Here is a 23,574-nt window from a genome sequence, read left to right as displayed (position 1 = left end):
TCGGCGCCCCACCGAGGTGACCCACATGGCGAAGATCTACCAGGACAACTCGAAGAGCATCGGCCGCACGCCCCTCGTGCAGATCAACCGCATCACCGAGGGCAAGGGCGCCCGGGTGCTTGCCAAGATCGAGGGGCGCAACCCGGCCTACTCGGTCAAGTGCCGCATCGGCGCGGCCATGGTCTGGGACGCCGAGGAGCGAGGGCTGCTCAAGCCGGGCGGCGGGATCGTGGAGGCGACCAGCGGCAACACCGGGATCGCGCTGGCATTCGCCGCGGCGTCGCGGGGCTACCGCTGCGTGCTCACCATGCCCGAGACGATGAGCATGGAGCGGCGCAAGGTGCTCATCGCGTTCGGCGCGGAGCTGGTGCTCACCCCCGGCGCACAAGGGATGCGGGGCGCCATCGCGAAGGCCGAGGAGCTGGCCGCGAAGGACCCGAGCCTGTACCTGACCCGGCAGTTCGACAACCCCGCGAACCCGCTCATCCACGAGAAGACCACCGGGCCCGAGATCTGGGAGGACACCGACGGTGAGGTGGACGTGTTCGTGGGCGGGGTGGGCACAGGCGGGACGCTCACCGGGGTGTCGCGCTACCTGAAGAAGACCCAGGGGAAGAAGATCACGACGGTCGCCGTGGAGCCGATCCACTCGCCGGTGATCAGCCAGATCCGCGAGGGGAAGGAGCCCGCACCAGGGCCGCACAAGATCCAGGGCATCGGCGCAGGCTTCGTGCCGAAGAACCTGGACCTCGATCTGGTGGACCGGGTGGAGACCGTGTCGAACGACGAGGCGATCGCGATGGCCCGGCGGCTGGCACGCGAGGAGGGGATCCTCTGCGGGATCTCCTGCGGCGCCGCGATGACCGCCGCAGTGCGGCTCGCCGGGGAGCCTGAACTCGCAGGCAAGACCATCGTGGTGGTGCTGCCCGACGCCGGGGAGCGCTACCTGAGCGGAGCGCTGTTCGAGGGCATGTTCGATCACGTGGAGAAGATGACGGCATGAGCGCGCGCGGGGTCGGCGAGGTGACCTCCGCCACGGGAAGCGCGGGACCCGCAGCCCCCGGGGCGCAGGCCGAGTGCACGAACGGCGCGAACGGCGCGAGCGGCGCGAGCGGCGCGAATGGCGCGAGCGGCGCGAATGGCGCGAGCGGCGCGAATGGCGCGAATGGCGTGAGCGGCGCGAATGGCGTGAGCGGTAACGGCGCGAGCAGTGCGAGCGGTAACGGGATCTCCGCCACAGGGCTGCACCAGCCCCTCGACAGCCTGGTGTCAGAGGTGGTGGCGAGCTACCGCGCCGACCCTCGGGGGCACTTCATCGGCCGGCACTACCGGCCGTCACGCGACGAGATCATCGAGTGCATCCAGCTCTTCCTGCAGCTCTTCTTCCCGGGCTACTTCGGGCGGCAGGATCTGACGGACGAGGATCTCATCTACCACGTGGGTGGTCTGGTGGGGTCGCTGCGGCAGAAGCTGGCGCGGCAGATCGAGCAGTGCCTGTGCCACGCGGCCGAGGGCGAGGGTGCAAACCTGCGCCCCTGCGCAGGTCACGCGCGGCGGCTCGCAGACGAGGTGCTGGGGAAGGTGCCAGGTCTGCGCGAGCTGCTCATCGAGGACGTGCAAGCCGCCTACGACGGTGACCCGGCAGCGACAAACCACGACGAGATCCTGCTCGCCTACCCCGGGCTGCTCGCCGTGAGCGTGTACCGGGTGGCGCACGAGCTGCACCGGATGGGCGTGCCACTGCTGCCGCGCATCATGACAGAGTGGGCCCACGCGCAGACGGGCGCCGACATCCACCCCGGCGCCGAGATCGGGCGGCGCTTCTTCATCGATCACGCGACCGGGGTGGTGATCGGGGAGACGAGCACCATCGGCAACGGGGTGAAGCTCTACCAGGGCGTGACCCTGGGGGCACTCTCCCACCCGCGCGACGAGCACGGGCGGGTCATCCGCAACACGAAGCGCCACCCGACCGTGGAAGACGACGTGACCCTCTACGCCCACGCGACAGTGCTCGGCGGAAGCACGGTGGTCGGCGCAAGAAGCGTGGTCGGCGGTTCGGTGTTCCTGACCCGGAGCGTGCCCCCCGGCTCACGCGTGGTGATGAAGGCCCCCGAGCTGAGCGTGCGCACCAGCAACCACCCCCCCGGCTGGGTCCTCGACTTCGATATTTAAAGGCAGGGGCCTTGCGGCCCCTACGCTCCCGATGGTCGCTACCCCCGATGCCCCCAGAGGGCGGCGTGGCGGGGGCCTGGGGAGAGAGGCTTCCTGGAAGGGGTCGCGCGAGGGGCCTGAGGAAAGAGGCTTCAGGGCGCCGGGGCGGCGGCTTCGGCCTGGACCCACGGGAGCACCGCGGTCCGGAAGGCGTCGAAGGCCGCCGCGTCGCCGTTGAACTTGAAGGGATGCGTGGCGCCCTGCGCAGCAGGGTCGGAGTTGATGAAGATCTGGCTGTTCGGGGGGTCGCTGAGGAGCAACCTGGCGCGGATGACCCGGCACCCGGCGGCGGCGTCGGCGGCGAGATCGGAGAGGTCCATGACGTCGCCCGCGCTGGTGTTGCTGTTGCCGTGGCACGCGGCAGTCGCGCAGTTCATCTGGATCGGTCCCTGCGCGCCGGTCGTGAAGGTCGTGAGGTCCGCGCAGTCGGTGGCTCCGGAGGCGCCGTCGAGAGGCAGGATGTCAGTGAAGAAGAAGCCGATCTTCGTGCCTTCCTCGTAGCCGTTGATGACGACGTTGGCAGGATCGAAGTCCTTGGCCTCGCCAGGGAGCACGGTCACCGCGAAGTTGTCGTGCAGGCCGCCCGGGATGTTGGTGCCCGTGTCGCCAGCGAAGGTCTGCACCTTGACGCCCTTCCACTGGACACCGAGCTCCTGGGTGCCATGGACCCGGACGTTGGCGAGGGTGAGCGCGTCCCCGGAGAGGCTGGCCTGGAAGACGATGCTGATGCCTTCGTAGCTCGCCCCGAGGTAGGGGTCGAAGCGGACCGAACTCAGCGCACCGCTGGTGCGAACATCGAAGGGGCCGACGAGCGGGATCTCAGGGTTGGGGACAGGCTCCTCCATGGCGTCGGCCTCCGCCTTGAGCCACGCCGTCATGGCCTCGGGGAGGCCGTCGATCGTGTCGATGTTGGTGCCCGTGTGAGGGCCAGTGCTGACGGAGTGGGTGAGGAAGCGGCTCTTCTCGTAGTCCTTGATGACCAGGCCGCCCTTGCTCTTCACGGTGTCGTAGACAGGCTTCTTCATGAACTCGTAGCCGCTGGAGCCGCCCTCCATGTGGCAGGCGTCGCAGACGAGCATCTTCGGCTCCACCGTGGTCTCGAACATCTCCCGGAGGCCTTCCTCGCTGATGCCTCCGCCAGCGCCGCCGTTGCCGCCCACGCCAGTGCCCGCGCCGCTGCCCGCGCCTTCTCCCGTGGCGCCACCAATGGTGCCGGTGCAGCCGATGGAGGTTGTCGCAGGGATCGCGAAGGCCGCGGTGAGGCTGGTCAAGAGCAGGGCAAGTCGCGTCATGATGGGCTTCGACGTTCGCATGTCCGGCCGTCTCCTGCGGGCAAGGCGCCCGCTTCAAGCATCAAGCAGTGTCCCCCCGGTCTCTCACTCGGTCCGGAGGATCAGATGAAATCCGTACTTGGTTTCGACCACGTCACTGAGCTGGTTCCGATCGAGCTCGAACGCGGCGTCGGCAAAAGGGGGAAGCACGTCGGCGCGCTCGATGGCACCGAGCGATCCGGCGCGCGACGCGGCCCCAGCCTCGTCGCTGTACTCGCTGACGAGGGCGTCGAAATCGGCGCCGCCGCGGACCTTGTCGCGCGCTTCGAGGGCCCGCAAGCAGGCCTCTTCCCGGGTGCGGGTCGCGCCGTCCGCACGATCGGCGCCAGCGTGGCGCACGAGGATGTGCTTGACGCTGATCTTCGCGGGCTCGTCAGCGCGCCGGGGACGCGCGGCCTCCGCGGCAGCCAGGCAGCGGGCGGCGGGGGAGTCCGCGGCACCCGCGGCAGGCGCGTCGGCGCTGGAGGTCTGCGCCGCTGTCGTCTCCGGCGTCACTGACGTCGCCGGCGCTCCTCCGCAAGCAGTGCTCACGGCACACGCAGCGGTCAGGAGCAGTCGCAGCAGACACCCGTGGAGAAGGCGCATTCCACGCCAACGTAGCTCAGTCGGCGGGGAGGTGGGAGCGATACCATGGCCGGTAAAACTTTCCGTGCGAGCCCGCTCCAGCACGCGGGGGCGCACTCCGGAGCAGCCGCATTTCCCGCGTCCGTGCGCCTGAAACGTGTGCGTTCGCGCGTGCTCCTGGAAGGTGCGCGTTCACTGGCAGGCGAGGCGGCAACGTGAGGCGGCGCGCAGGCAGGTCGAGAGGCAGTCCTGGTAGGCCTTGTACTGGGTGCTCTGGGTGGGCTCGCTGCCGCACTGGGAGGCCTTGCAGGTTTTGTGATCGCGGTCGCAGGCGCCGAGGCAGGCACCGCCAGGATCCACGGGAGGTGGGGGCGGGGGAGCGACGGGGCGGAGGCGCGTGGGGTCGATGTCCGGTGCATCCGGCGGTGGTTCGGGGAGGGGACGCGCGCTGGCGAGCGCAGGGTCGGCGCCCGGGGGGAGGAGGCGACCTGGACGCGGCGTGCCGGGCGCGCCTGCGGTGCTCGCGGGCGCGGGGCCGCACTGCTGGAAGGCGCGGCGCATTACGGCAGCGGTGTCTCCGGAGCCGATCTCGCAGGTGCGCGCGACAGTCTCGGTGTGGCGCGCGATGGCGACGGCGACGCGCGCGGCGATGCTGTCCGTCGCAGCTTCTGCCGCGTCCGAGGGGGGCGAGAAGAAGCGGCCAGCAAAGAAGGCGAGGGCGACGGTGACGAGCATCAGCGCCGCCACGACGATGAGGATGCGGGGATCGAGGCCGCGCGGCTGTTCTTCGGCGCGAGGCGGCTCGGTGCCGGGCCAGCCCGCAGCGCCAGCGCGGTAGGGGTCGAGGATGGGGGCATCGGTGTCGCCCTTGTCGACGACGGTGGGGGAGGGCGGTGAGGGCGCGCGCGGGAGGGTCTGCGGGGCGGCCGTGGGAGCCGGCGGCGCGTGCGGCGCAGGCACAGCCTCGGAGGTCGCAGCAGATGGGGCAGATGCAGCAGATGGGGCAGATGCAGCAGATGCAGCAGATGCAGCAGATGCAGCAGATGGGGCAGATGCAGCAGCAGGCGCATCAAGTGCAGCAGGTGCAGCAGGTGCAGCAGGTGCAGCAGGTGCAGCAGATGCAGCAGATGCAGCAGCAGGCGCATCAGGTGCAGGGGGCGGCGCGTCCGCAGTGGGGAGAGGCGCGGCGGCATCCACGGCAAGTGCGTCGGGGGGCGCGGTGACGGCCACGGTGGCGGCTGCAGGGGAAGGGAGCGGGGGCGGCGCGTCGTCGGGCGTCGCGGCGAGGGTAGGAGCGGCGGGGGCCGGCAGTGGGTCGGGAGGAAGCTCGGGCCACTCGACGAGGGGCTTGCTGCGTCGAAGCGCGCTCACCAGCGGTTCGAGGTCGCCCCGGCGCTCGAAGGCGCGGACCAGATCGCGCGCGGCGTCTCCTGTGCCCCGGTCGAGGGTGACGCCTACCACGCCGAGCGCGTCGGCGAGCTGCCGCAGGTCGCGGAGGCTCAAGCAGGCTGCCATCCGGCCCCGAAGCTCGGCCGGGTCGTACCGTGGGACGGGTCGTCCGGGGGTGAAAGCTCCGACTTCCCCCGCGCCAGTGTCGTCTTCGCTCACGCGGCGCAGCTTACCCCAAGGTGGTGCTGTCTGGTGCTGGTCGCTTTGGGCCGGGGAGTGCTGGTGCTACGTCGCGCGGGTGAATACTCCTTCCAGAGATCTCGACGCTCCGCCGCCGCCCGCGCCCGCCGGAGCGCGCCGGCCTTCCGACTCGGTGACGACCATGACCGAGTACGTGCTGCCCACGCACACCAACGCGCTCGGCACCATCTTCGGTGGCCAGGTGCTGGCCTGGATCGATCTGTGCGCCGCGATCTGCGCCCAGCGGCACACTGGAAGGACGGTGATCACCGCGGGGATCGACGATCTGTCGTTCGATCGGTCCATCCTGGTGGGGCAGGTGGTGCGGCTCCACGCGAAGGTGACCGCGACCTTCCGGACGTCGCTGGAGATCCTGGTGATGGTGCAGGGAGAGGACGCGACGCGCGGCGATGTGTGGCCGACGGTGACGGCGTTCGTGACGTTCGTGGCGGTCGATGCGGCGATGCGGCCGGTGCCAGTGCCGCCGCTGCTCGTGGAGGGGCACGAGGAGCGCCGGCTGGCGGAGGCCGCAGCGGAGCGGCGAGAGCGGCGGCTGGCGCGGCGCCATCAGGGGCGGTCCCCGTGAGCGAGATCGTGGCGTCGGTGGTGGCCGAGCTGCTGGCGCGGCACCGGGCGTCGGGGCGGGTGGAGCTCGACGACATCGAGGAGGTCGTGGGCGATCGTCCCGTGAGCTACGAGGAGGTCGACGCGATCATCGGGCGCCTGGAGAACGAGGGGCTGCGGGTCGGCGAGCCGTTGACGGAGGTGGACGTGGCCACACTGCAGGCGGTCGTGGAGGTGGCGCGGCGCTTGCGTGGGCTGCTGGGACGCCCTCCGACGGTGACGGAGATCGCCAGAGAGAGTCAGCGGCCGTCACACACGGTGCGTCGGGCCCTGGAGCATGTGCAACGCGCGGGCCAACCGCCGAAGCTTCCAGGGCAACACCGCTAGGACGAACACGCGCTGAGCGTGCTCTGGACTGGAATAGCCAATGGCGGCCCCAGGTTGCCTCCCCAGGACACCTCGACCACTGCGAGATGCGGACCGTCCATGGTGGGCAGGCCGCAACGTGGTGCGTCGCGCCGCATCGCTGGTGCGTTGCGCCGCATCGCGTCGCGCCCCTCCTGACGAGGCAGGACATGTCCAGTTTGTGAAACTGTCATGGAGACTGGCGCGCAGTGGCAGGTGTACGATGGGCTCTGGGTTCCGCGAATGCGGACGCCCACGCCGCACCAGGAAGGGAGGCTCGATACCGATGAATATCGCGATCACGTTCCGGCACATGGCAGGCAGCGACGCCGTCAGGACGTATGCGGAGGAGAAGGTAGCGAAGCTGCAGAAGTTCTTGCGTCAGGCCATGACGGCCCATGTGACGATCGCGGTCGAAGGTCTGGAGCACATCGCAGACGTGCGCATCTCGGCCGGCGGTGTGTCTCATCAGGCAAACGAGCGCAGCGCCGATATGTATGCGTCGATCGATGCGGTGATCGACAAGCTCGAACGGCAGATCCGGGACGGTAAGGGGCACTCGCTCGCGCGGAAGCGGGGCGGTACGAGGGCCGGTGAGTACGCAGCCGACATCCTGCAGATGTCCGCCGCCCCGGCCACCTCGGCGCGCTCGCGCTCCTGAGGGCTGCCTCGAACGCGCCATGCGCGTGTAGCGCCCGCGGGCGGCCCGGAATCGGATAGACTGGCCGCCCCCGGGTGCCCGCGCGGCGCTCGGGGCCTTCCTCTTCCCGGAGAGCCCCGACTCGAATGCAATTCTGTGAAATCCTGACCGCGCACCAGGTATCCGTCGCCGGCGAGCAGGAGGGGGTTGTTGCAACGAAAGCGGAGGCGCTCCTCCGCCTGGCCACGCTGCTCGCCGCTGGCGTCAGCACCGGGGTGAACGGGCGCGAGCTGCGCGGGCCGAGCGGGCCCACCGAGGAGATAGCGCGTGTGCTCGTGGAGCGAGAGCGCCTGCAATCGACCGGCGTGGGCGGCGGCGTGGCCATCCCGCACGGGGTGCTGGAGGGGGCCGAGCGGCAGGTGGGGGCCGTGCTGCTGTGTCCCCGGTCCATCGACTTCGAGGCGATCGATGGTGCGCCCGTGTCGATCCTCTGCGCGGTCATCGGTCCGACCCGCGCGACCGGAGAGCACCTGAAGATGCTGGCGCGCATCTCGCGGCTCCTGCGCGATGCAGGCTTCCGGGAGCGGCTGCTCGCGGCGCGGAACGGCAAGGTGGCGTTCGAGATGATCGTCGCCGAAGAGCGGCGGGGGGTGTCGTGACCCGGGGAGGGGGAGGGCGGAACGCCGCCACGATCCGCACCTCGATCCAGGTGCGGGAGCTGCTCCACGATCAGGGCCTCGGGCTGCGGCTCACCATCCTGGCAGGGTCGGCGGGCCTGGGGCGGATCCTCGATCACACCCGCATCCAGAAGTCGGGGCTGGCGCTCGCGGGGCACTTCCACGGGATCGTGCCGACGCGCGTGCAGCTCCTGGGGCAGACGGAGCAGTCGTACCTCGCCCGCCTCGGCCGGGAGGAGCGGCTCACCGCGCTGCGGGGCTTCTTCGGGCTCGGGCTGTCGTGCGTGATGGTGACCGGGAGCGAGCCGGCGGGAACACTGCCGCAGGCGGCGGAAACGTCGCGCGTGCCGGAGCTCGCCGAGTGCGCGGAGGAGGCGGGGACGCCGCTGCTCTCGTCGCCGGCGCGATCGAGCGCGACCATCGCGGCGCTGCATGCGCTGCTCGACGATCGGCTGGCGCCACGGGTGCGCATGCACGGGGTGCTGGTGGACGTGTTCGGGGTGGGGCTGCTCCTCGTGGGGCCGAGCGGGATCGGCAAGAGCGAGTGCGCGCTGGAGCTGGTGATGCGCGGCCACCGGCTGGTCGCCGACGACGCGGTGGAGTGCGATTTCCGGCCGCCGAAGATGGTATTCGGCGCGCCCGCAGAGCTGCTCCGCCACCACCTGGAGGTGCGCGGGCTCGGGGTGCTCAACATCAAGGACCTCTTCGGGGTCACCTCGATCCGCGAGCGGAAGCGGATCGACGTGGTGGTGAAGCTCGTCGCCTGGTCCGAGAACACGGAGTACGACCGGCTCGGGCTCGACGATCGGACCCACGCCATCCTCGGGGTGCCGATCCGCGAGCTGTGCATCCCGGTGCAGCCGGGGCGCGACACGGCGTCGATCCTGGAGGTGGCGGCGCGCAACGAGCTGCTCAAGCACGCGGGGCACCACGCCGCGCGGGAGTTCTTCACCAGGCTGGAGGGGGCGCTGCTCAGCGAGCGGAGCTCCGACGAGCCGCTGGTGCCGCCCTCGGTGCGGGGCGAGTCGCTCTCCGGAAGGTGGGGAGAATGAGCGAGCCGATGCGCGGCGAGGCGCGGGGCCAGGTGGCGGTGGTGACGGGGCTGAGCGGCGCCGGCAAGTCCACCGCGATCCGGGCGCTCGAAGATCTGGGGTTCTTCTGCGTGGACAACCTGCCGCCGCCCCTCGTGGAGCGGACGGTGGAGGTGTGCGAGGCCGGCGGGATCGACCGGATCGGCTTCGGGATCGACGTGCGCGTAGGGGCGTTCCTCGACGGCGCGAGCGCGGCCTTCAAGGCGCTGCGCGCCCGCCGCGACGTGTTCGTCCTGTTCCTCGACGCGAGCGACGAGGTGCTGATCCGGCGCTTCAGCGAGAGCCGCCGGCCGCACCCGCTCATCGCGCGGGGTCACGGGGAGATGGCGATGCTCGACGGCCTCGGGCTGGAGCGGAAGCGCCTCGCGTCGCTGCGCGCGCAGGCGACCATCGAGCTCGACACGTCGCGGTTGTCGGTCCACGAGCTGCGCCGGCTGGTGATCGAGCGGGTCGGCTCCGCGAAGGAGGCGGAGACCCAGATGGCGACCCGGGTGGTGTCGTTCGGGTACAAGTACGGCGTGCCGCTCGACGCGGATCTGCTGTTCGACGTGCGCTTCCTCGACAACCCGTACTTCGTGCCGGAGCTCCGCCCGCTCACGGGCAACGATCCGCCAGTGCGGGACTACATCCTGCAGAACCCGGACGCGCTCGCGTTCGCCGATCGGGTGGAGCAGCTCCTCCTGTTCTCGGTCCCGCGCTACGCACGGGAGGGCAAGAGCTACCTGACCATCGGGATCGGGTGCACGGGCGGGCGTCACCGGTCGGTGGCGCTGGCGACGCTGCTCGGCGAGCGGCTGCGGGGGAAGACGGGGCTGCCGGTGGCGGTGATCCACCGCGATCTGGCCCGCGGGGTGGCCGCGGCGGCGCCCGTGTCGTCCTCCGGTGAGGCGCTCGCGGGCGCAGGGGGCAGGGCCGAGGGCGAGGCGGTCGAGGGGGCGTCCGGCCCCGGATCCGAGGTATCTTCGTTCAGGGGGTCATGAGGGGCGGACGTGGCGGCACAGCAGACAGCGACCAGGCATTTCACGATCATCAACGCGCGTGGTCTGCACGCCCGCGCCGCAACGAAGCTCGTGCAGCTCGCAGGTCGCTTCGACTGCAACATCGTCCTCACGGGTCCCGACGGCCAGAGCGCCAACGCGAAGAGCGTGATGGGCGTGCTCCTCCTCTGCGGGTCGGTGGGGACGGTGATCGGGGTGGAGGCCACGGGCGCGGCGGCCGAGGCTGCCGTCACGGCCATCGGTGAGCTGATCGCGGATCGCTTCGGAGAGCCCGAGTGAGCGGGCGGCGGTCGTCCGACCCGCCGCCTTCAGCGCGTGTCCGTGCGCTCGCGGGCATCGCAGGCGCGCCCGGGGTCGCGATCGGGACCGCGGTGGTGCTCGGGACGCAGACGCTCGCATACCCGCGTCGCCACGTGGTGCCCCAGGAGTTCGAGACGGAGATCGGGCGCTTCCAGGACGCCGTGGCGCAGGCGCAGCGAGACCTGCGCGAGGTGGCGGCGCAGGTGGGGGACCGGCGCGCAGAGACGTCGATCCTGGAAGCCTACCTGCTGATGATGGGAGACGATGCGCTCGCGGACGCGGTGAAGATCCAGATCACCGAGGAGAACCGCTCGGCAGAGTGGGCGGTGGCCGCTGCGTGCGCGTCGCTCGCGGGGCGGCTCGCGCTCGTGAACGATCCGTACCTGCGGGAGCGGAGCCACGACATCGAGTTCGTCGGTGAGCGGTTGATCCGGGCGTTCGAGGGGGTGCCGTCGCCGCGCACGATCCCGCAGATGGACGGGCCGTCCATCCTGGTGGCCCACGATCTGTCTCCCGCCGACACGGCGGCGCTGGCCGGGCAGCCGGTGATCGGGTTCGTGACCGAGGTGGGGACGCGGACGAGCCACACCTCGATCATGGCGCGGGCACTGGAGATCCCGGCGGTGGTCGGGGTGAGCGACGCCACCCAGCGGATCGCCACGGGGGACCTGGTGGTGGTCGACGGGATGCGGGGGGCGGTGCTGGTGCGCCCGGGGCCCGAGGAGCTGAAGGCGGCGCACGCGCGGGCGGACCGGCACCACGCGCACGCGCGCGAGCTGTCGGAGGGGCGCGATCGGGCGGCGGTGACGGCGGACGGGGTGCGCGTGCAGCTCCGGGCCAACGTGGAGCTGCCCGCGGAGGCGGTGCTGGCGCGGGAGCAGGGGGCGGACGGGATCGGCCTCTACCGCACCGAGTTCCTCTACATCGATCGGGCCTCGCCGCCGACGGAGGAGCAGCAGTTCGAGATCTTCCGCAAGGTGGTGCAGGCGATGGGTCCGAAGCCCGTGACGCTGCGCACCTTCGACATCGGCGGGGACAAGTTCGTCTCCACGTTCCCGCTGCCGCCGGAGATGAACCCCATGCTGGGGCTGCGCGCCGTGAGGCTCGCGCTGTCGCGGCCCGACGTGTTCCTGGAGCACCTCCGGGCGATGGTGCGCGCCTCGGCGTTCGGTGACGTGCGGATCATGATCCCCATGGTGGCGGGGCTGAACGAGCTGCGGCAGGTGCGGGCGCTGCTCGCGCAGGCGCAGGAGGAGGTGCGGGCGCGGGGGCAGGCGTGCGCGGATGAGATCCCGCTCGGGGTGATGATCGAGGTCCCCGCGGCGGCGGTGCTCGTGGATCACTTCGCGCGCGAGGCGGCGTTCCTCAGCCTGGGGACCAACGATCTCATCCAGTACGCGCTCGCCGTGGATCGCACCAGCCGTTCGCTCGCCTACCTGGCGTCGCCGTTCGACCCGTCCATCCTGCGCCTGATCCTGAATGTGATCCGCGCGGGTCGCGACTTCAGCCGGCCGGTGTGCATCTGTGGCGCCATGGCGAGCGACCCGCTCGCGGCCGTGCTGCTGCTCGGGCTCGGGATGCGTGACTTTTCCATGGAAGCCGCGGCGATCCCCGAGATCAAAGAGGCGCTGCGGCGCGTCTCGCTGGCGGAAGCGGAGCAGGTGGCGGCCGAGGCGCTTTCCCGCGCGACGGCCGAGGAGGTGGAGGCCTGTGTGGCCGGCGCCTTCGCGCCCCGGCTCTGCGATCTGCTGGCCAGCGAGAGCTGACACCGTCCTGTCACGCACTGCGCAATGCGCTGCCCGCACCCGGGTCGCGCGCCTGTCGCACCCCCGCACGGGCGCATTTTCCCCTTGAGCCGGTGGACATGGCTCTCTAGCGTGGCGCCCGCCTCGGATGCAGAAGCAACAATCTGACCAGCCGCGCGGACGCGCCGTCTCGCTCCTTCCCTTCGCGGCCTCGCTCCTCGCCGGAGCCGTCGCGCTCGGGATGGGCGGCTCGGGCTGCGTCACCAAGCAACCGCCGCCGCCGCTTGAGGGGCAGGTTCACCTCACCCTGCTGCACACCTCGGACATCCACTCGCGCCTGCTGCCCTACAACCTGCAGCTCGGCCAGGTGGACGCGGGGCTCGGCCTCGGCCAGACGCAGAGCATCGTCAACGTCGGCGGCGCAGCGCGCATCTCGCACATCATCGGCCGCGAGCGCGCCCGCTCCTCGCGCGTGCTGCACCTCGACGGAGGCGACTGCTTCCAGGGGGCGCCCATCTTCAACTTCTACTCGGGCGAGGCGGAGATCCGGACGCTCGCCGCGATGGGCGTCGACGCGATGATCGTCGCCAACCACGAGTTCGACAGGGGCGCGCTGAACCTCGGCATCCAGCTCCAGCAGAACTCGAACTTCCCGATCCTCGCCGCGAACTACGTGCTGGAGGATCCGGAGGAGCCGGGGGCCTCGCCGCTCGGCGCGATCATCCAGCCGTACACGGTCTTCAACCTGGATGGGCTGCGGGTCGGCGTCATCGGCATGGGCAACCTGTCCAGCATGACGTCGCTCTTCGACGCGCCGAACCGGCTGGGGATCACCCCGCTCAACACGGTGGAGGTCACGCAGTTCTACGTCGACCTCCTCCGCCCCTCGGTGGACCTCGTGGTGTTCGTCACCCACCTCGGCCTCGAGGTGGACGAGCGGATGATCCAGAGCACGACGGGCATCGACGTGGTGCTCGGCGGCCACAACCACATCGTGCTCCAGCCGCCGAAGCAGGTGCAGGACTGCTCCCGCTACTACGACGAGGAGAAGGAGAGCTACTACATCCTCCTCAACGACGAGCGGAACCCCGAGCAGGGCGAGAAGCAGCGCCGCTACTGCACGCCGCGCGACGTGGTCCTCGCCCACTCCGGCGCCTTCGCGAAGTACGTCGGCCGCCTCGACCTGGTGGTCTCCAACAAGCGGGAAGATCTCGGCGAGAACTACGATCCCAACGACGGCTTCGAGGTGCTCACCAGCGTCTACGACCTGTTCCCGGTGAACGAGAACGTCCCCGAGGACCCCATCGTGGCCTCGACGCTCGAACCCTACGAGCAGGGCCTCGACGCGCTGGCCGACCTGGATCTGTTCGTGGGGTACGCGCGCGACGGCTCGCGCCGCTTCTCCACGAGCGGCGGCGACTCGCCGCTCGGGAACATGATCGCCACCGCGATGTGGCTGCGGCTCGGCATCCAGACCGACTTCTCGCTCACCAACACCACCGGCATCCGCGCCGATCTGGTGCCCGGGCCGGTGTCGATCGAGCAGCTCTACAACATCTTCCCGTTCGACAACGCGATCACCAAGATGCAGCTCTCCGGCATCGAGGTGCAGGACCTCTTCGACTTCGTGGCGCGGCGCTCCGCGGGCCGCGGCTGCGTGTCGCAGGTGCAGATCGCGGGGGCGCGGGTGGTCGTCAACTGCACCGCCGAGGCGACTCCGGGCGCGTCGCCAGGCGTGGCGACGAACATCTACATCGGCACCTACGATCCGCCGGTGGAGTGTCCCGGCGGCGACGCGGACTGCCCCGATCAGGGCTTCGGGAGCTGCGACGCCGAGGCGAACCGGTGCTGGAGGCCCCTCGACAGGTTCTCCACGTACGAGCTCGCCACGTCCGACTACCTCGGCGCGGGGGGCAGCGGGTTCCGCGTGCTCCAGCGCAACACGACCCAGTTCAACACCGGCATCCAGCAGCGCGACGCGCTCGGCGACTACATCCGCGCCGGCGCCCCGTGCGGCGCAGGTCCGGACGGCAACCCGTACACGTGCAGCACCGACGCGGACTGCGTGGGGACCGCGGGCGAGGACTTCGTGTGCGCGTGCCCCGACCAGGTGGAGGAGGGGCCCACCTGCGAGACCAAGGCGGGCGGTTCCTGCAACAACGCGGGCGCGTGCGTGCTCCGGCAGTGCCGCATCGACATCGCCGACTACCGCCGGCAGACGTGCGAGGCGGCGCCGGACGACTACCTGCGGGACCGTTGCCAGACGGCACTCTCGCCGTGCGCGACTGGAGGTGAGACGTGCAAGTTCCTGGCGTGCGTCGACAGGCAGATCGGGAACTTCTCCGACGGCCGCCTGCGGATGGTGGGGCAGTGATGCGCCGTCGGTCCCTGCGTGCGGCGGCACTGCTCGCGGCGCTGCCGGCGCTCCCGGCGCTGACGGGCTGCGTGACCGAGGGCTACTCGCTCGACGGCGTGTCCACGTTCAACATCGAGGTCGTCCGGGTGAACGGGGACGCGCCGCCGTCCTTCGACGCGCCGCTCCCGGCCAACCTGGGCAACGTCGACGAGTTCTGGGACGTGGTGATCGAGGCGCGTGACGGCCGCGGCGACCCCACGGCATTCGAGGGCATGGTGCGCCTGCGCGCGGAGCCTGGCGCGGTGCAAGCGGTGGAAGGGGAAGGGGCATCGGGCCGCAACCTGCGGGTGCGCGGCGGTCGCGGGGTGGGCACGGTGCGCGTCACCGGGGTCTTCGGGGCCTCGCGGATGTGGGTCGAGGACCTCGGGTACCTGCCGGCCGAGAACCTGGACGAAGCGGCGTGCTCGAACGGGAAGAACGACGACCCGCAAGAGGACGTGCTCGTCGACTTCCCCGCCGATCCGGGCTGCGCCTATGCGGACGACGACTCGGAGGAGGGGGGAACGTTCGCCGCCGGCGTGTCCGAGCCCGTGGCCTATGCGCTGCCCCGCATCTCGGACATCCAGGGGCGCGCGTCGGAGACGCCCTACAAGTACGAGGCCATGGAGGTGAACACCTCGGAGCCTCAGCGCCTGGTGGTGATCCGCATCTCGAGCGACGGCTTCTACGTCACCGATCTGGCCGAGCAAGGGCAGGGCTACAACCACCTCTACGCCTTCAACTTCTCGACGCCGCCGGGGATGCGGGTCTGTGACAGGTTCGAGTACCTCGCGGGGACGGTGAACGAGTTCTTCGGCGGGACGCAGATCGCGTTCCCCTCGTTCCGGGTGGTGCCGCCGGGCAAGGACGAGCCGTGCGAGGTGCCAGAGCCCGAGGTGATCGAGCCCGCGATGGTGAGTGACGCGGTGGCGATGGAGAAGATCGAGTCCGGCCTGGTGCGCATCTCCGGCTTCCACATCACCGCGAACTTCGGGAAGAACCGCGCCGTGGAGAGCGCGATGTTCCCCGGCGTCTACGAGTTCAAGCCCGACCAGTCGAACTGCGACCTCAACGACGACGGGCAGGTCGACTTCGAGAGCCCGACCGAGGGGCTCTGCTCGGAGCAGTGCACGAGCAGCACCGAGTGCAGCGAGTGGACCAGCTACTCGGCCCGCGGCAACTACAAGGTGTCGAACGGGTCGACGATGATCCAGGTCAACACCAGCACCGTGGGCGGGTTCGATCCGACGTCGCACCGCGGACAGGTGCTGGACGTGGTGACGGGGACGCTGCGCAACTTCTCCGGCGGCTCTCTCAACTGGACCGTGGAGACCCGCTGCTCCGACGACCTTGTTTGTCAGGCCACCGGCTGCATTCCTGCGCCGAAGCCTTCGACCGAAGCGTGCGTACGCCTGCGCACCGAGGACGACAACGACGACCCGGCGAACTAGGGACGCCGGAGACCATTTTCGAACCTCCCCGCCCGGCCTCACCGGCTGGTCGCCCCAGGAGACTGAACGCCCGTCATGCACCGAAGCGCGCCCCTCGCCACTGCAGTCGCAGCCCTGCTCGCCACGATCGCCCTGCCGGCGCTGGCCCAGCCGCAGCCTCCCGCCGGAGCGCAGCCTCCGGCCGGTGCTCAGCCTCCGGCTGGAGCGCAGCCTCCTCCGCCTACTCCCGGCGATCAGCCACCGACCGCGGGGCAGCCCCCCGCAGCGCCCGCCGTGGAGGGGCCGGAGCAGCTCCGGGCCAGGGCGCGCACCGCGCTGTCGAGCAACGACGTGAGCGGGGCGTGTCTGCTCTTCGAGCAGGCTTACGAGGCGTCGCTCCGGGCGTCGCAGTCGGGCACCCCGGGGCCGGCGCCGAACGAGATCCTCTACGAGCTCGCGGGGTGTCACGAGCGCCAGGGCAAGCCGAACGTGGCGGCCGCAGAGTACGGTCAGGTCGCCGCCGCAGGAGGGCCTCAGGCCGAGTCGGCGCGCGCCAGGCGAGATGCGCTGCAGCAGCCCGCGCAGCCCCCCGCCTCGTTCGGGCCTCCGTCGGCGCCCGTGGTGACCCCGGCGCCGGCTTCGCCGCTCGTCCCGTCGATCGCGTCGCCCCCCGGGCCGCCCAAGGAGGAGCCTGGGGTCCTGCTCGGTGACTTCATGGACACCCGCCTCACCTGGACGTTCGGTGACGACGACGTCCTCCACGAGACGGGACAGGCGCTCCCGCTCTCCCCGAACCTGAGCGTCGGCGACCGCCGTCAGTACCGGCTCTTCTTCGACAACCTGAACTCCCGCTTCGCCGGCCGCGAGAACCTGACCCACCTCGTGCTCTACAAGAAGATGCCGGGGTTCATCCGCAACCTCGACACCGAGGCCTCGCTCGTCCTGCGCTTCGACATCGCCTCGCTGTCGCGCAACGCCAACAACGTCAACCAGGCGCTCTACGACTCAGGCTCGTTCCTCCGCGTTTTCTACCACACGGATGGCAAGGCGGACGGCAAGGAGGGCCTCGGCCTCACCTTCTTCCCGCTCGACACGGACCGCATGCGGCTCGGCTACCTCTACGACCTCTCGTGGGGTGGTACGGCGGGCGCGATCAACCAGTCCATCTTCCCCCGCATCGTGGGCAGCTCGCCCGGCGCGAAGCTCCAGTACGACCACGAGCGCTTCAGCGTCTACGCGGGCTTCAAGACCGCGACCATCATCGAGCTGAGCCAGGTGCTGACGCCGGGCACCAGCGAGGTCGAGGAGATCCGCACCGGCGAGACGAACTACGGCTTCCTCGGCGGCGCTGGCGTGGACATCAACGACTGGGTCCACGTCGACGCGGGCGGCGGTTACTTCGAGCAGGGCAAGTTCGACCTGCCCGACGTCGCCGGCGAGCCCGTCTACACCACGGGCTTCTCGGCGCGCGCGGTGGTGCACCACCCCGACATGCCGGCGGCGCAGTCGATCGACTTCCTCCTCTACCGGAACGACCCGAACAAGCCGCAGATCTTCTTCAAGCCGGAGACGTACACGGAAGGGAAGACCACCTGGGCGGTGAGCCTCGAGTACGACAACCTCTTCCAGCACCTGAAGGACTTCGAGGTCGCCGGCGCGACCGCGATCCAGCAGGCCCGCGCCGCGGCGTTGCAGGCGAACTTGAAGTCGGGCTACCTGCGCTCCAGCCTCACCGCCATCTACCGCGACCTGCCCTACGTGCTCCGCAACCAGCCGAGCTTCATCCCCTTCCAGACCGTCCCCTCGAACGACTCGGTCAGCACGAGCAACGAGCTCTTCTTCGCCGTCGCGGCCGACTACCACATCCCTTCGCTGCACCTGACGCCTGGCATCGGCGCCGGTCTGCAGCTCCCGGCCACCTTCGAGTCGAACACCTTCGACTCCGCCAGCTCGCCCATCAGCCGCACCGTGGTCGTCCGGGAGCAGGGCAACATCTCCATCCTGCCCGTCAACACCAGCGCGGTCCCCATCATCCAGGCCCGCGCAAGCCTGAAGTGGGACCTGAGCCGGATCATCTCGGCCATCGTCTGGGCCCAGTACGTGCGCGACAACAACGCGACCTTCGTGGAGCGAGACCCCAACGAGGGGACGACCTCGCTCCGCACCTTCATCAGCCCCGACTTCCTCGGCTTCGGGACGATGGTCCAGGCCCGCTTCTGACAGGGGGGCCCGTCGGCCCCCCCGCTTCCTCTCAGTACGCCTTCACCTGCCCGAGTTGCGCGGCGAGCACCCCAGGATCGGTCGTGGGAGCCTCGCACCGACCGCGCTCGCACACATAGACCGTGGGCTTGCCGTCGACGGTGCGCTTCCCTTCCACGATGGGCGCGGCCTTCGCGAGCGCCGCCAGCGTGCTCTCCGGACCGCCCGTGATCACCCGGCTGGGAAGGAACGTCCGCCCCAGCACGTCGAGCAGCGCCTTCGGAGCCGCCTCTCCGTCCGGCCACACCACCACCACCTCGCGAGGCGTGTCGGTCCAGAAGTCCAGCGCGAGGAGCATGTCGCTCAGCGCCAGCGGCCGCTCCGTGAGCTGCGCCGCGAAGGCCTTGAGGGCCCGCGCGCCCATCTCGCGGTAACGATCCTCGCCCGTCAGCTCGCCGAGGCGCAGCACGTTGAGCAGGTGTACCGAGTTGCCCGAGGGCTCGGCCCCGTCGTACCCCGGCTTCTCGCGCGCGAGGAGCTGCTCGTGGTCGTCGCTGGTCATGAACCAGCCTCCCGAGCTGCGATCCGCGTAGTGCGCCTCAACCACCTCGGCGAGCGCGATGGCCTCGTGCAACCAGCGCGCCTCGAACGTCGCCTCGTGCAGATCGAGGAGGCCCTGGATCAGGAAGGCGTAGTCATCCAGGTACCCGTTGAACTGTGCCTTCCCGTCGAGGAAGCTCCTCCGGAGACGGTCGCCCTCGCGCATGCGCTCCAGCAGGAACGCCGCGGCCCGCGCTCCGGCCTCCGCGTACCGGGGCTCTCCGAGCGCCTGGGCCGCCACCGCGAAGCCCGAGATCATCAGCCCGTTCCACGACGTCAGCACCTTGTCGTCGCGCAGCGGCGGGATGCGCTTCGCCCGCAGCGCGTAGAGCGTCTCCCGCGCGGAGGCGAGCGCCGCGTGCTCCGCCTCGTCGGGCGCGCTCGCGTGCAGGATGGTGCGCCCCTCGAAGTTCCCGGCCTCGGTCACCCCGTAGTACCGCATGAACCGGTCGGCATCGGCGCCGAGCGCCTCGCGCAGCTCCGCGGGGGTCCACACGAAGAAGAGGCCCTCCTCCCCCTCGGAGTCGGCGTCGGTGGCCGAGTAGAACCCGCCCTCGGGCGAGGTCATCTCCCGCAGCACGTAGTCGAGCACCTCCCGCGTCACCCGCGCGAAGTCGGCCCTTCCTGTCGCCTGGTGCGCCTCCGCGTAGGCCACCGCGAGCAGCGCGTTGTCGTAGAGCATCTTCTCGAAGTGGGGCACGAGCCACTCCGGGTCCGTCGAGTACCGGTGGAACCCGCCGCCGACCTGGTCGTACATCCCGCCGCCCGCCATCTTCGCCAGCGTCAGCGTCGCCATGTGCAGGGCCTCCGCGTCGTTCGCGCGGCGGTTCACCCGCAGGAGCAACCGTGGCGGGAGCTGCGAGGGGAACTTCGGCGCGCGCGCGAGGCCGCCGTGCGTGCTGTCGAACCCGCGCTTGTACGCGCGCAGGGCCGAAGCGATGGGACCGGCATCCGGCACGTCCACGTCCGCCGGGGCTGCCTGCGCCGAGAGGAGGTCGCGCACGATCCCCGTCAGGTCCGCGGCGGCGCGATCGATGCGCTCCCGGTCCTTGGTGTACACCTCCAGCAGCTCCGCCAGGATGGTCAGGAACCCCTTGCGCATCCCCCGCGCCCCATCGCGGGGAGGGAAGTATGTGCCCCCGAAGAACGGCGCCTTGTCCGGCGTGAGGAACACGTTCAGGGGCCAGCCGCCCGACCCGGTGAGCGCCTGCACCGCGCTCATGTAGATCGCGTCCACGTCGGGCCGCTCCTCGCGGTCCACCTTGATGCAGACGTAGTTCTCGTTGAGGAACCGCGCGATCTCCACGTCCTCGAAGGACTCGCGCTCCATCACGTGGCACCAGTGGCAGGTCGAGTAGCCGATGCTGATCATCACCGGCCGCTCCAGCCGGCGGGCCTCCTCGAACGCCTCCTCGCCCCACGGGAACCAGTTCACCGGGTTGTGCGCGTGCTGCAGCAGGTAGGGGCTGCCTTCCAGCACCAGCCGGTTTGTGTACACCGGCCATCCCCCTTCGAGGTGGTGCGTGCGGGGCACGTACCCTGGCCCCTTGCGCGACAGCGCCTCGTCCAGGCGGCGGGCCACATCCTCGGGCACATCGGGTGCACCCGGCAAAGCACTGGCGATCTTGGGGGTTGTCACGCCGGGGAAGTACCACGTGGCGGGGGCGCCTGTCCCCCGCGCCTCCCTCACTTGGCGCGGAAGTGCCGGAACGCCTCCCGGGCGCGCGGCGTCACGCTCACGGTCTCCACGATCCTGAACCCGCCCCGCAGATAGAAGCCCTCGAAGTGCAGCACGCTCTCGCCCTCCGCGGGCTCGATCTCCCAGAACCTCGCCCGATCCTTGGTCGTCCCCAGCACCCCGATCCGGTGCCACCCGCCGGGGATCGTCCCCACCCACTCCGCCCCGTGCTTCTCCTCCAGCTCGAACTCCTCGCGCGAGTGCTTCACCCGGAAGCTCGCGTCGGGCGCCGATCCGATGCGCGCCTCCAGGATGCCTCCCGGCGTGCTCCTCGCCCCTGCATCCCTGCGCCGCGGTCCCCGGCGGCTCACCCGGTAGCCCCCGACCGAGCTGGGATCCAGGTAGTAGGTAGTACGTCCCGCCTTCCTTCCGGGCCGGCAGCCGCCCCGCGTAGATCGCCTGACGCACCGCGCTCTCCGAGATACCGAGCTGCTTCGACGCCTCCGGCACGGTGATCGTGAAGCGCGCCCGGGCGGTGCTCACGCTCGTGCCCGGAGGCATCCGCTTGCGGGCGATGCAGTCGAGCATCACGTGGAAGATCGGATCCCTGTACGTCTCGCTCGTCGCGACCACCTTGCCAGGCACCACCGTCGCGTCGAGCAGCGGGTTCTCCGGCCCGAAGATCATCTCGGACAGCTCCGTCTCGCTCACCGCGATGTCCTTCGACGCCGTCAGCACGCGCCGCAGGAACGTGCCCAGCTCACCCGCGGGTGCGGGGAACTCCACGGTCTCTCCTGACAGCAGCGTGTATTGCGTCTTCATGCTCGCCTCTTCACCGTCCATTGCGCGAACCCGCCGCGCCCTCTGGTCGCAAGACGACAGCCCCACCGCGAGGTACACGGCTCCCGGGCCCGGGTTGGGCCAGGAGCGGATGGACCTCGGCAGGAGGTGCAGCTAGGCGCGGCGGTTCCTCGGGGGTTAACGCCCGGGCCGCTGGACCGTCGTCCCTGATTCCGTGACGTTCAGCGCCGCCTCGGAGTAATACTGTACGCCCGAGCAGGTCGGAGCGTCCAGCAGCTTCCATGGCGCGATAGGACAGCCTTTGTCGCAGCGTATGGCTGGCTGCAGCGAGAAGAACGCAGCGTTCTCTGCAACGGCCTGCACGCTACGCCAGCCGGGTCACGCCCGGGGATGGTGTGCGCGCGATCTGACGCCGGCCGGGACCAGAGGTGGTCACGTGCGCGTGTGGCGACGCGCGGAGGGGAGGGGAGGGAGGAGGAAAGTGCCTGTTACGCGACGCAGCGCGGCGCGGTGTGGCGCGCTGCGGCGACCGGCGCAGCGACCGGCGCGCGGATCAGGGAACGCTCAAACGTCGGCGCCGCGCACCAGCGCCTCGGCCAGATCGCGCGGCTCGTCGCGGATCTGATCGACCCCGTGCGCCGCGAACCGCAGCGCCGCCGCCGCTGGCCGGGCATCGCCCTCGTTCTCCTGGGCCCAGGCGGCGTGCCGCACCAGCAACCCGAGTTCCAGCGAGCGCCCCAGCGTCATCGCGAAGCGGCGCGCCCCGGCCTCGACCGCGAACGGATCCTCCGTCGCGTTGCGCCCGAGCCAGGTGCGCGCGTGCTCGAACCCCTGCATCGCGGCCGCCGCCGCCGGGGCGAGCCGACCTGCGCCGATCCCGCCGCAGAGGCGCCCTAGCTCCTCGCCGAGCAGGTCGAGCGACCTGTCCTTCGCGATCGCCCGCAGGGCATCCAGGGACAGCACGTTGGTCGTCCCCTCCCAGATGGGCAGCACCTGCGCGTCACGGTGGATGCGCGGCACCCCGGTGTCCTCCACGTAGCCGGCTCCGCCGAAGCACTCCATCACCTCGCTGGTCACCGCCACCGCCTGCTTCGCCGTGGTGAGCTTCATGATCGGCGTGAGCAGCCGCAGGAGGCGCGCCTCGTCCTCGGTGATCTCGCCTGCCTCCTCGCGCCCGAGCAGCTCCACCGCGCGGAACGTCAGGTGCAGCGCGCCCTCCAGCTCCGCCTGGAGCCCGGCCAGCGTGTCCACGTGCAGCGGCTTGTGCGAGAGCGCCGCCCCGAACTGCACCCGCCGCCGCGCATAGTCCTGGGCGAGCGCCACGCCGCGCCGCATCCCCGCGAGCGCGCCGATGGAGTTCCAGGTGCGGGTGATGTTGAGCATCGGCGCGATGTTCCGGATCCCGTCGGTCAACCCTGCCACCGGCGTGGCCACCGCCCCGTCCAGGGTCAGCTCCGCCGTGGGCACCTTGCGCGTCCCCAGCTTGTCCTTCAGCCGGTTCACCAGGATCCCCTCGCGCCGCCCCCGCTCGTCGAACACCTCCACGTAGAACAGCGCGAGCCCTCGACCCCCGGGCGGGTTCCCCTCCGGCCTCGCCAGGGTCAGCGCCATCTGCGACGTCGTCGCCGAGGTGAACCACTTCGTCCCGTGGAGGCGGTAGCTCCCGTCCCCGGCCTCGCGCGCCTCCGTCTCGGTGAGCCCCACGTCCGAGCCGCCGGTGCGCTCCGTCATCCACTGCCCGCTCGTCCACGCCTTCGCGGCGTCACGGCTCGTCAGCCGCGGCAGCGCGCGATCCACGAGCGCCTTGTTCCCGTGCACGGCGAGCGTCTTCGCCGCGCCGTCCGTCATCGCCAGTGGGCAGGTGTAGACGTCGGTCGACGCATCGAACAGGTACGCCAGCGCGAACTGGTGCACCCGCGAGAACTGCCCGTGCTTGCGCTCGTACGCGGTGCCCACCACCCCGTGCTCGGCGGCGATCCGCGCCGCCTCCTTCCAGAGCGGCGTCACCTCGATCTGATCCACCCGCCGCCCCCACGCGTCCCACTGCGTCAGGACAGGCTCGTTCAGCCGATCCTCGCGCTGCATCCGGTACAGCGTGCCGCCTGCGAGCTCACCCATCTCGCGCAGCGAAGGCGTGATCGCCTCCCGCACGTCCTGCGGCAGCGCGCGCGAGAGATACGAGCGCAGGGCTTGATCGTCATCGAACTGGTTTCCCAGAGCAGGGGGGTCCTGAAAAAATGCCATCCCCTTGGTCTTAACCTGGCATGCGCCAGGCGCCTAGGAGCCCGGGCGCCCTGCGCCTATCCTGCGGGG

The 23,574-nt window shown here is 70.6% G+C and carries 21 protein-coding genes; 15 read left to right on the top strand and 6 right to left on the bottom strand.

Annotated features, from left to right (window positions below; translation table 11 throughout):
- Window positions 1-25 precede the first annotated feature (25 nt).
- Together cysK and CAP_RS02840 are read left to right on the top strand one after the other, a co-directional pair.
- On the top strand, window positions 26-1,003 hold the full coding sequence (cysK, locus tag CAP_RS02845; protein WP_044235652.1) for a cysteine synthase A: 978 nt from the start codon (window positions 26-28) through the stop codon (window positions 1,001-1,003).
- On the top strand, window positions 1,000-2,175 hold the full coding sequence (locus CAP_RS02840; protein ID WP_052374003.1) for a serine O-acetyltransferase: 1,176 nt from the start codon (window positions 1,000-1,002) through the stop codon (window positions 2,173-2,175). Before cysK ends, CAP_RS02840 begins: the two co-directional genes overlap by 4 nt.
- A gap of 131 nt (window positions 2,176-2,306) precedes the next feature.
- On the opposite strand, the gene CAP_RS51850 is transcribed toward CAP_RS02840, so the two are convergent.
- From CAP_RS51850 to CAP_RS02825, 3 genes are all read right to left on the bottom strand, one after another.
- A complete protein-coding gene (locus CAP_RS51850; RefSeq protein ID WP_197040967.1) occupies window positions 2,307-3,506 on the bottom strand; it encodes a hypothetical protein in 1,200 nt (399 codons plus the stop codon).
- 84 nt (window positions 3,507-3,590) lie between these two features.
- Complete coding sequence (locus tag CAP_RS02830) at window positions 3,591-4,076, bottom strand: peptidylprolyl isomerase (protein WP_231511048.1); 486 nt, start codon at window positions 4,074-4,076, stop codon at window positions 3,591-3,593.
- Window positions 4,077-4,301: 225 nt separating this feature from the next.
- Entirely contained in the window at window positions 4,302-5,069 is a 768-nt protein-coding gene (locus tag CAP_RS02825) for a hypothetical protein (protein ID WP_044235647.1), read from the bottom strand.
- 20 nt (window positions 5,070-5,089) lie between these two features.
- Here CAP_RS02825 and CAP_RS49765 point away from each other — a divergent pair, with 20 nt between their 5' ends.
- From CAP_RS49765 to CAP_RS02765, 12 genes are all read left to right on the top strand, one after another.
- The gene (locus tag CAP_RS49765) at window positions 5,090-5,332 is read left to right on the top strand and encodes a hypothetical protein (protein ID WP_044235645.1); all 243 of its coding nucleotides are present in this window, start codon (window positions 5,090-5,092) and stop codon (window positions 5,330-5,332) included.
- Between the two features lie 464 nt (window positions 5,333-5,796).
- Entirely contained in the window at window positions 5,797-6,324 is a 528-nt protein-coding gene (locus CAP_RS02815) for an acyl-CoA thioesterase (RefSeq protein ID WP_231511047.1), read from the top strand.
- On the top strand, window positions 6,321-6,689 hold the full coding sequence (locus CAP_RS02810) for a sigma-70 domain-containing protein (RefSeq protein ID WP_044235642.1): 369 nt from the start codon (window positions 6,321-6,323) through the stop codon (window positions 6,687-6,689). Before CAP_RS02815 ends, CAP_RS02810 begins: the two co-directional genes overlap by 4 nt.
- A gap of 304 nt (window positions 6,690-6,993) precedes the next feature.
- A complete protein-coding gene (hpf, locus tag CAP_RS02805) occupies window positions 6,994-7,368 on the top strand; it encodes a ribosome hibernation-promoting factor, HPF/YfiA family (RefSeq protein WP_044235640.1) in 375 nt (124 codons plus the stop codon).
- 125 nt (window positions 7,369-7,493) lie between these two features.
- Complete coding sequence (locus tag CAP_RS02800) at window positions 7,494-8,006, top strand: PTS sugar transporter subunit IIA (RefSeq protein ID WP_044235638.1); 513 nt, start codon at window positions 7,494-7,496, stop codon at window positions 8,004-8,006.
- Window positions 8,003-9,076 (top strand): HPr(Ser) kinase/phosphatase, encoded by a 1,074-nt coding sequence (gene hprK / locus CAP_RS02795; RefSeq protein WP_063748627.1) that lies wholly within the window; start codon window positions 8,003-8,005, stop codon window positions 9,074-9,076. The genes CAP_RS02800 and hprK overlap by 4 nt, the downstream gene beginning before the upstream one ends.
- Window positions 9,073-10,095, top strand: a complete 1,023-nt coding sequence (rapZ, locus tag CAP_RS02790) for an RNase adapter RapZ (protein ID WP_063748626.1) — start codon at window positions 9,073-9,075, stop codon at window positions 10,093-10,095. Before hprK ends, rapZ begins: the two co-directional genes overlap by 4 nt.
- A 9-nt stretch (window positions 10,096-10,104) precedes the next feature.
- Window positions 10,105-10,392 (top strand): HPr family phosphocarrier protein, encoded by a 288-nt coding sequence (locus CAP_RS02785; protein WP_044235636.1) that lies wholly within the window; start codon window positions 10,105-10,107, stop codon window positions 10,390-10,392.
- A complete protein-coding gene (ptsP, locus tag CAP_RS02780) occupies window positions 10,389-12,179 on the top strand; it encodes a phosphoenolpyruvate--protein phosphotransferase (protein WP_044235634.1) in 1,791 nt (596 codons plus the stop codon). The genes CAP_RS02785 and ptsP overlap by 4 nt, the downstream gene beginning before the upstream one ends.
- A gap of 127 nt (window positions 12,180-12,306) precedes the next feature.
- Window positions 12,307-14,532 (top strand): bifunctional metallophosphatase/5'-nucleotidase, encoded by a 2,226-nt coding sequence (locus CAP_RS02775; protein WP_044235632.1) that lies wholly within the window; start codon window positions 12,307-12,309, stop codon window positions 14,530-14,532.
- Window positions 14,532-16,004 carry a hypothetical protein gene (locus tag CAP_RS02770; protein ID WP_044235630.1) on the top strand — a complete coding sequence of 491 codons (1,473 nt, stop codon included), beginning with the start codon at window positions 14,532-14,534 and terminating at the stop codon, window positions 16,002-16,004. Before CAP_RS02775 ends, CAP_RS02770 begins: the two co-directional genes overlap by 1 nt.
- A gap of 75 nt (window positions 16,005-16,079) precedes the next feature.
- The gene (locus tag CAP_RS02765) at window positions 16,080-18,203 is read left to right on the top strand and encodes a hypothetical protein (protein ID WP_156040437.1); all 2,124 of its coding nucleotides are present in this window, start codon (window positions 16,080-16,082) and stop codon (window positions 18,201-18,203) included.
- Window positions 18,204-18,234: 31 nt separating this feature from the next.
- Here the strand turns inward: CAP_RS02765 and CAP_RS02760 are convergent, their stop codons facing one another.
- Window positions 18,235-20,421, bottom strand: a complete 2,187-nt coding sequence (locus CAP_RS02760; RefSeq protein WP_231511045.1) for a thioredoxin domain-containing protein — start codon at window positions 20,419-20,421, stop codon at window positions 18,235-18,237.
- 47 nt (window positions 20,422-20,468) lie between these two features.
- Window positions 20,469-20,831, bottom strand: a complete 363-nt coding sequence (locus tag CAP_RS53285) for a hypothetical protein (RefSeq protein WP_231511044.1) — start codon at window positions 20,829-20,831, stop codon at window positions 20,469-20,471.
- A gap of 140 nt (window positions 20,832-20,971) precedes the next feature.
- Between CAP_RS53285 and CAP_RS53280 the strand changes: the two genes are divergently transcribed.
- Window positions 20,972-21,418: a hypothetical protein gene (locus tag CAP_RS53280; RefSeq protein WP_231511043.1), complete on the top strand. Its 447-nt coding sequence runs from the start codon at window positions 20,972-20,974 to the stop codon at window positions 21,416-21,418.
- A 407-nt stretch (window positions 21,419-21,825) separates the two neighbouring features.
- Here CAP_RS53280 and CAP_RS02750 read toward each other — a convergent pair whose 3' ends face one another.
- The gene (locus CAP_RS02750) at window positions 21,826-23,505 is read right to left on the bottom strand and encodes an acyl-CoA dehydrogenase family protein (RefSeq protein ID WP_044235628.1); all 1,680 of its coding nucleotides are present in this window, start codon (window positions 23,503-23,505) and stop codon (window positions 21,826-21,828) included.
- Window positions 23,506-23,574: the final 69 nt, after the last annotated feature.

Source organism: Chondromyces apiculatus DSM 436 (assembly GCF_000601485.1).
GTDB lineage: Bacteria > Myxococcota_A > Polyangia > Polyangiales > Polyangiaceae > Chondromyces > Chondromyces apiculatus.
The sequence above is the reverse complement of the archived record's forward strand: the minus strand, read 5'-3'. Positions and strand labels throughout refer to the sequence as shown.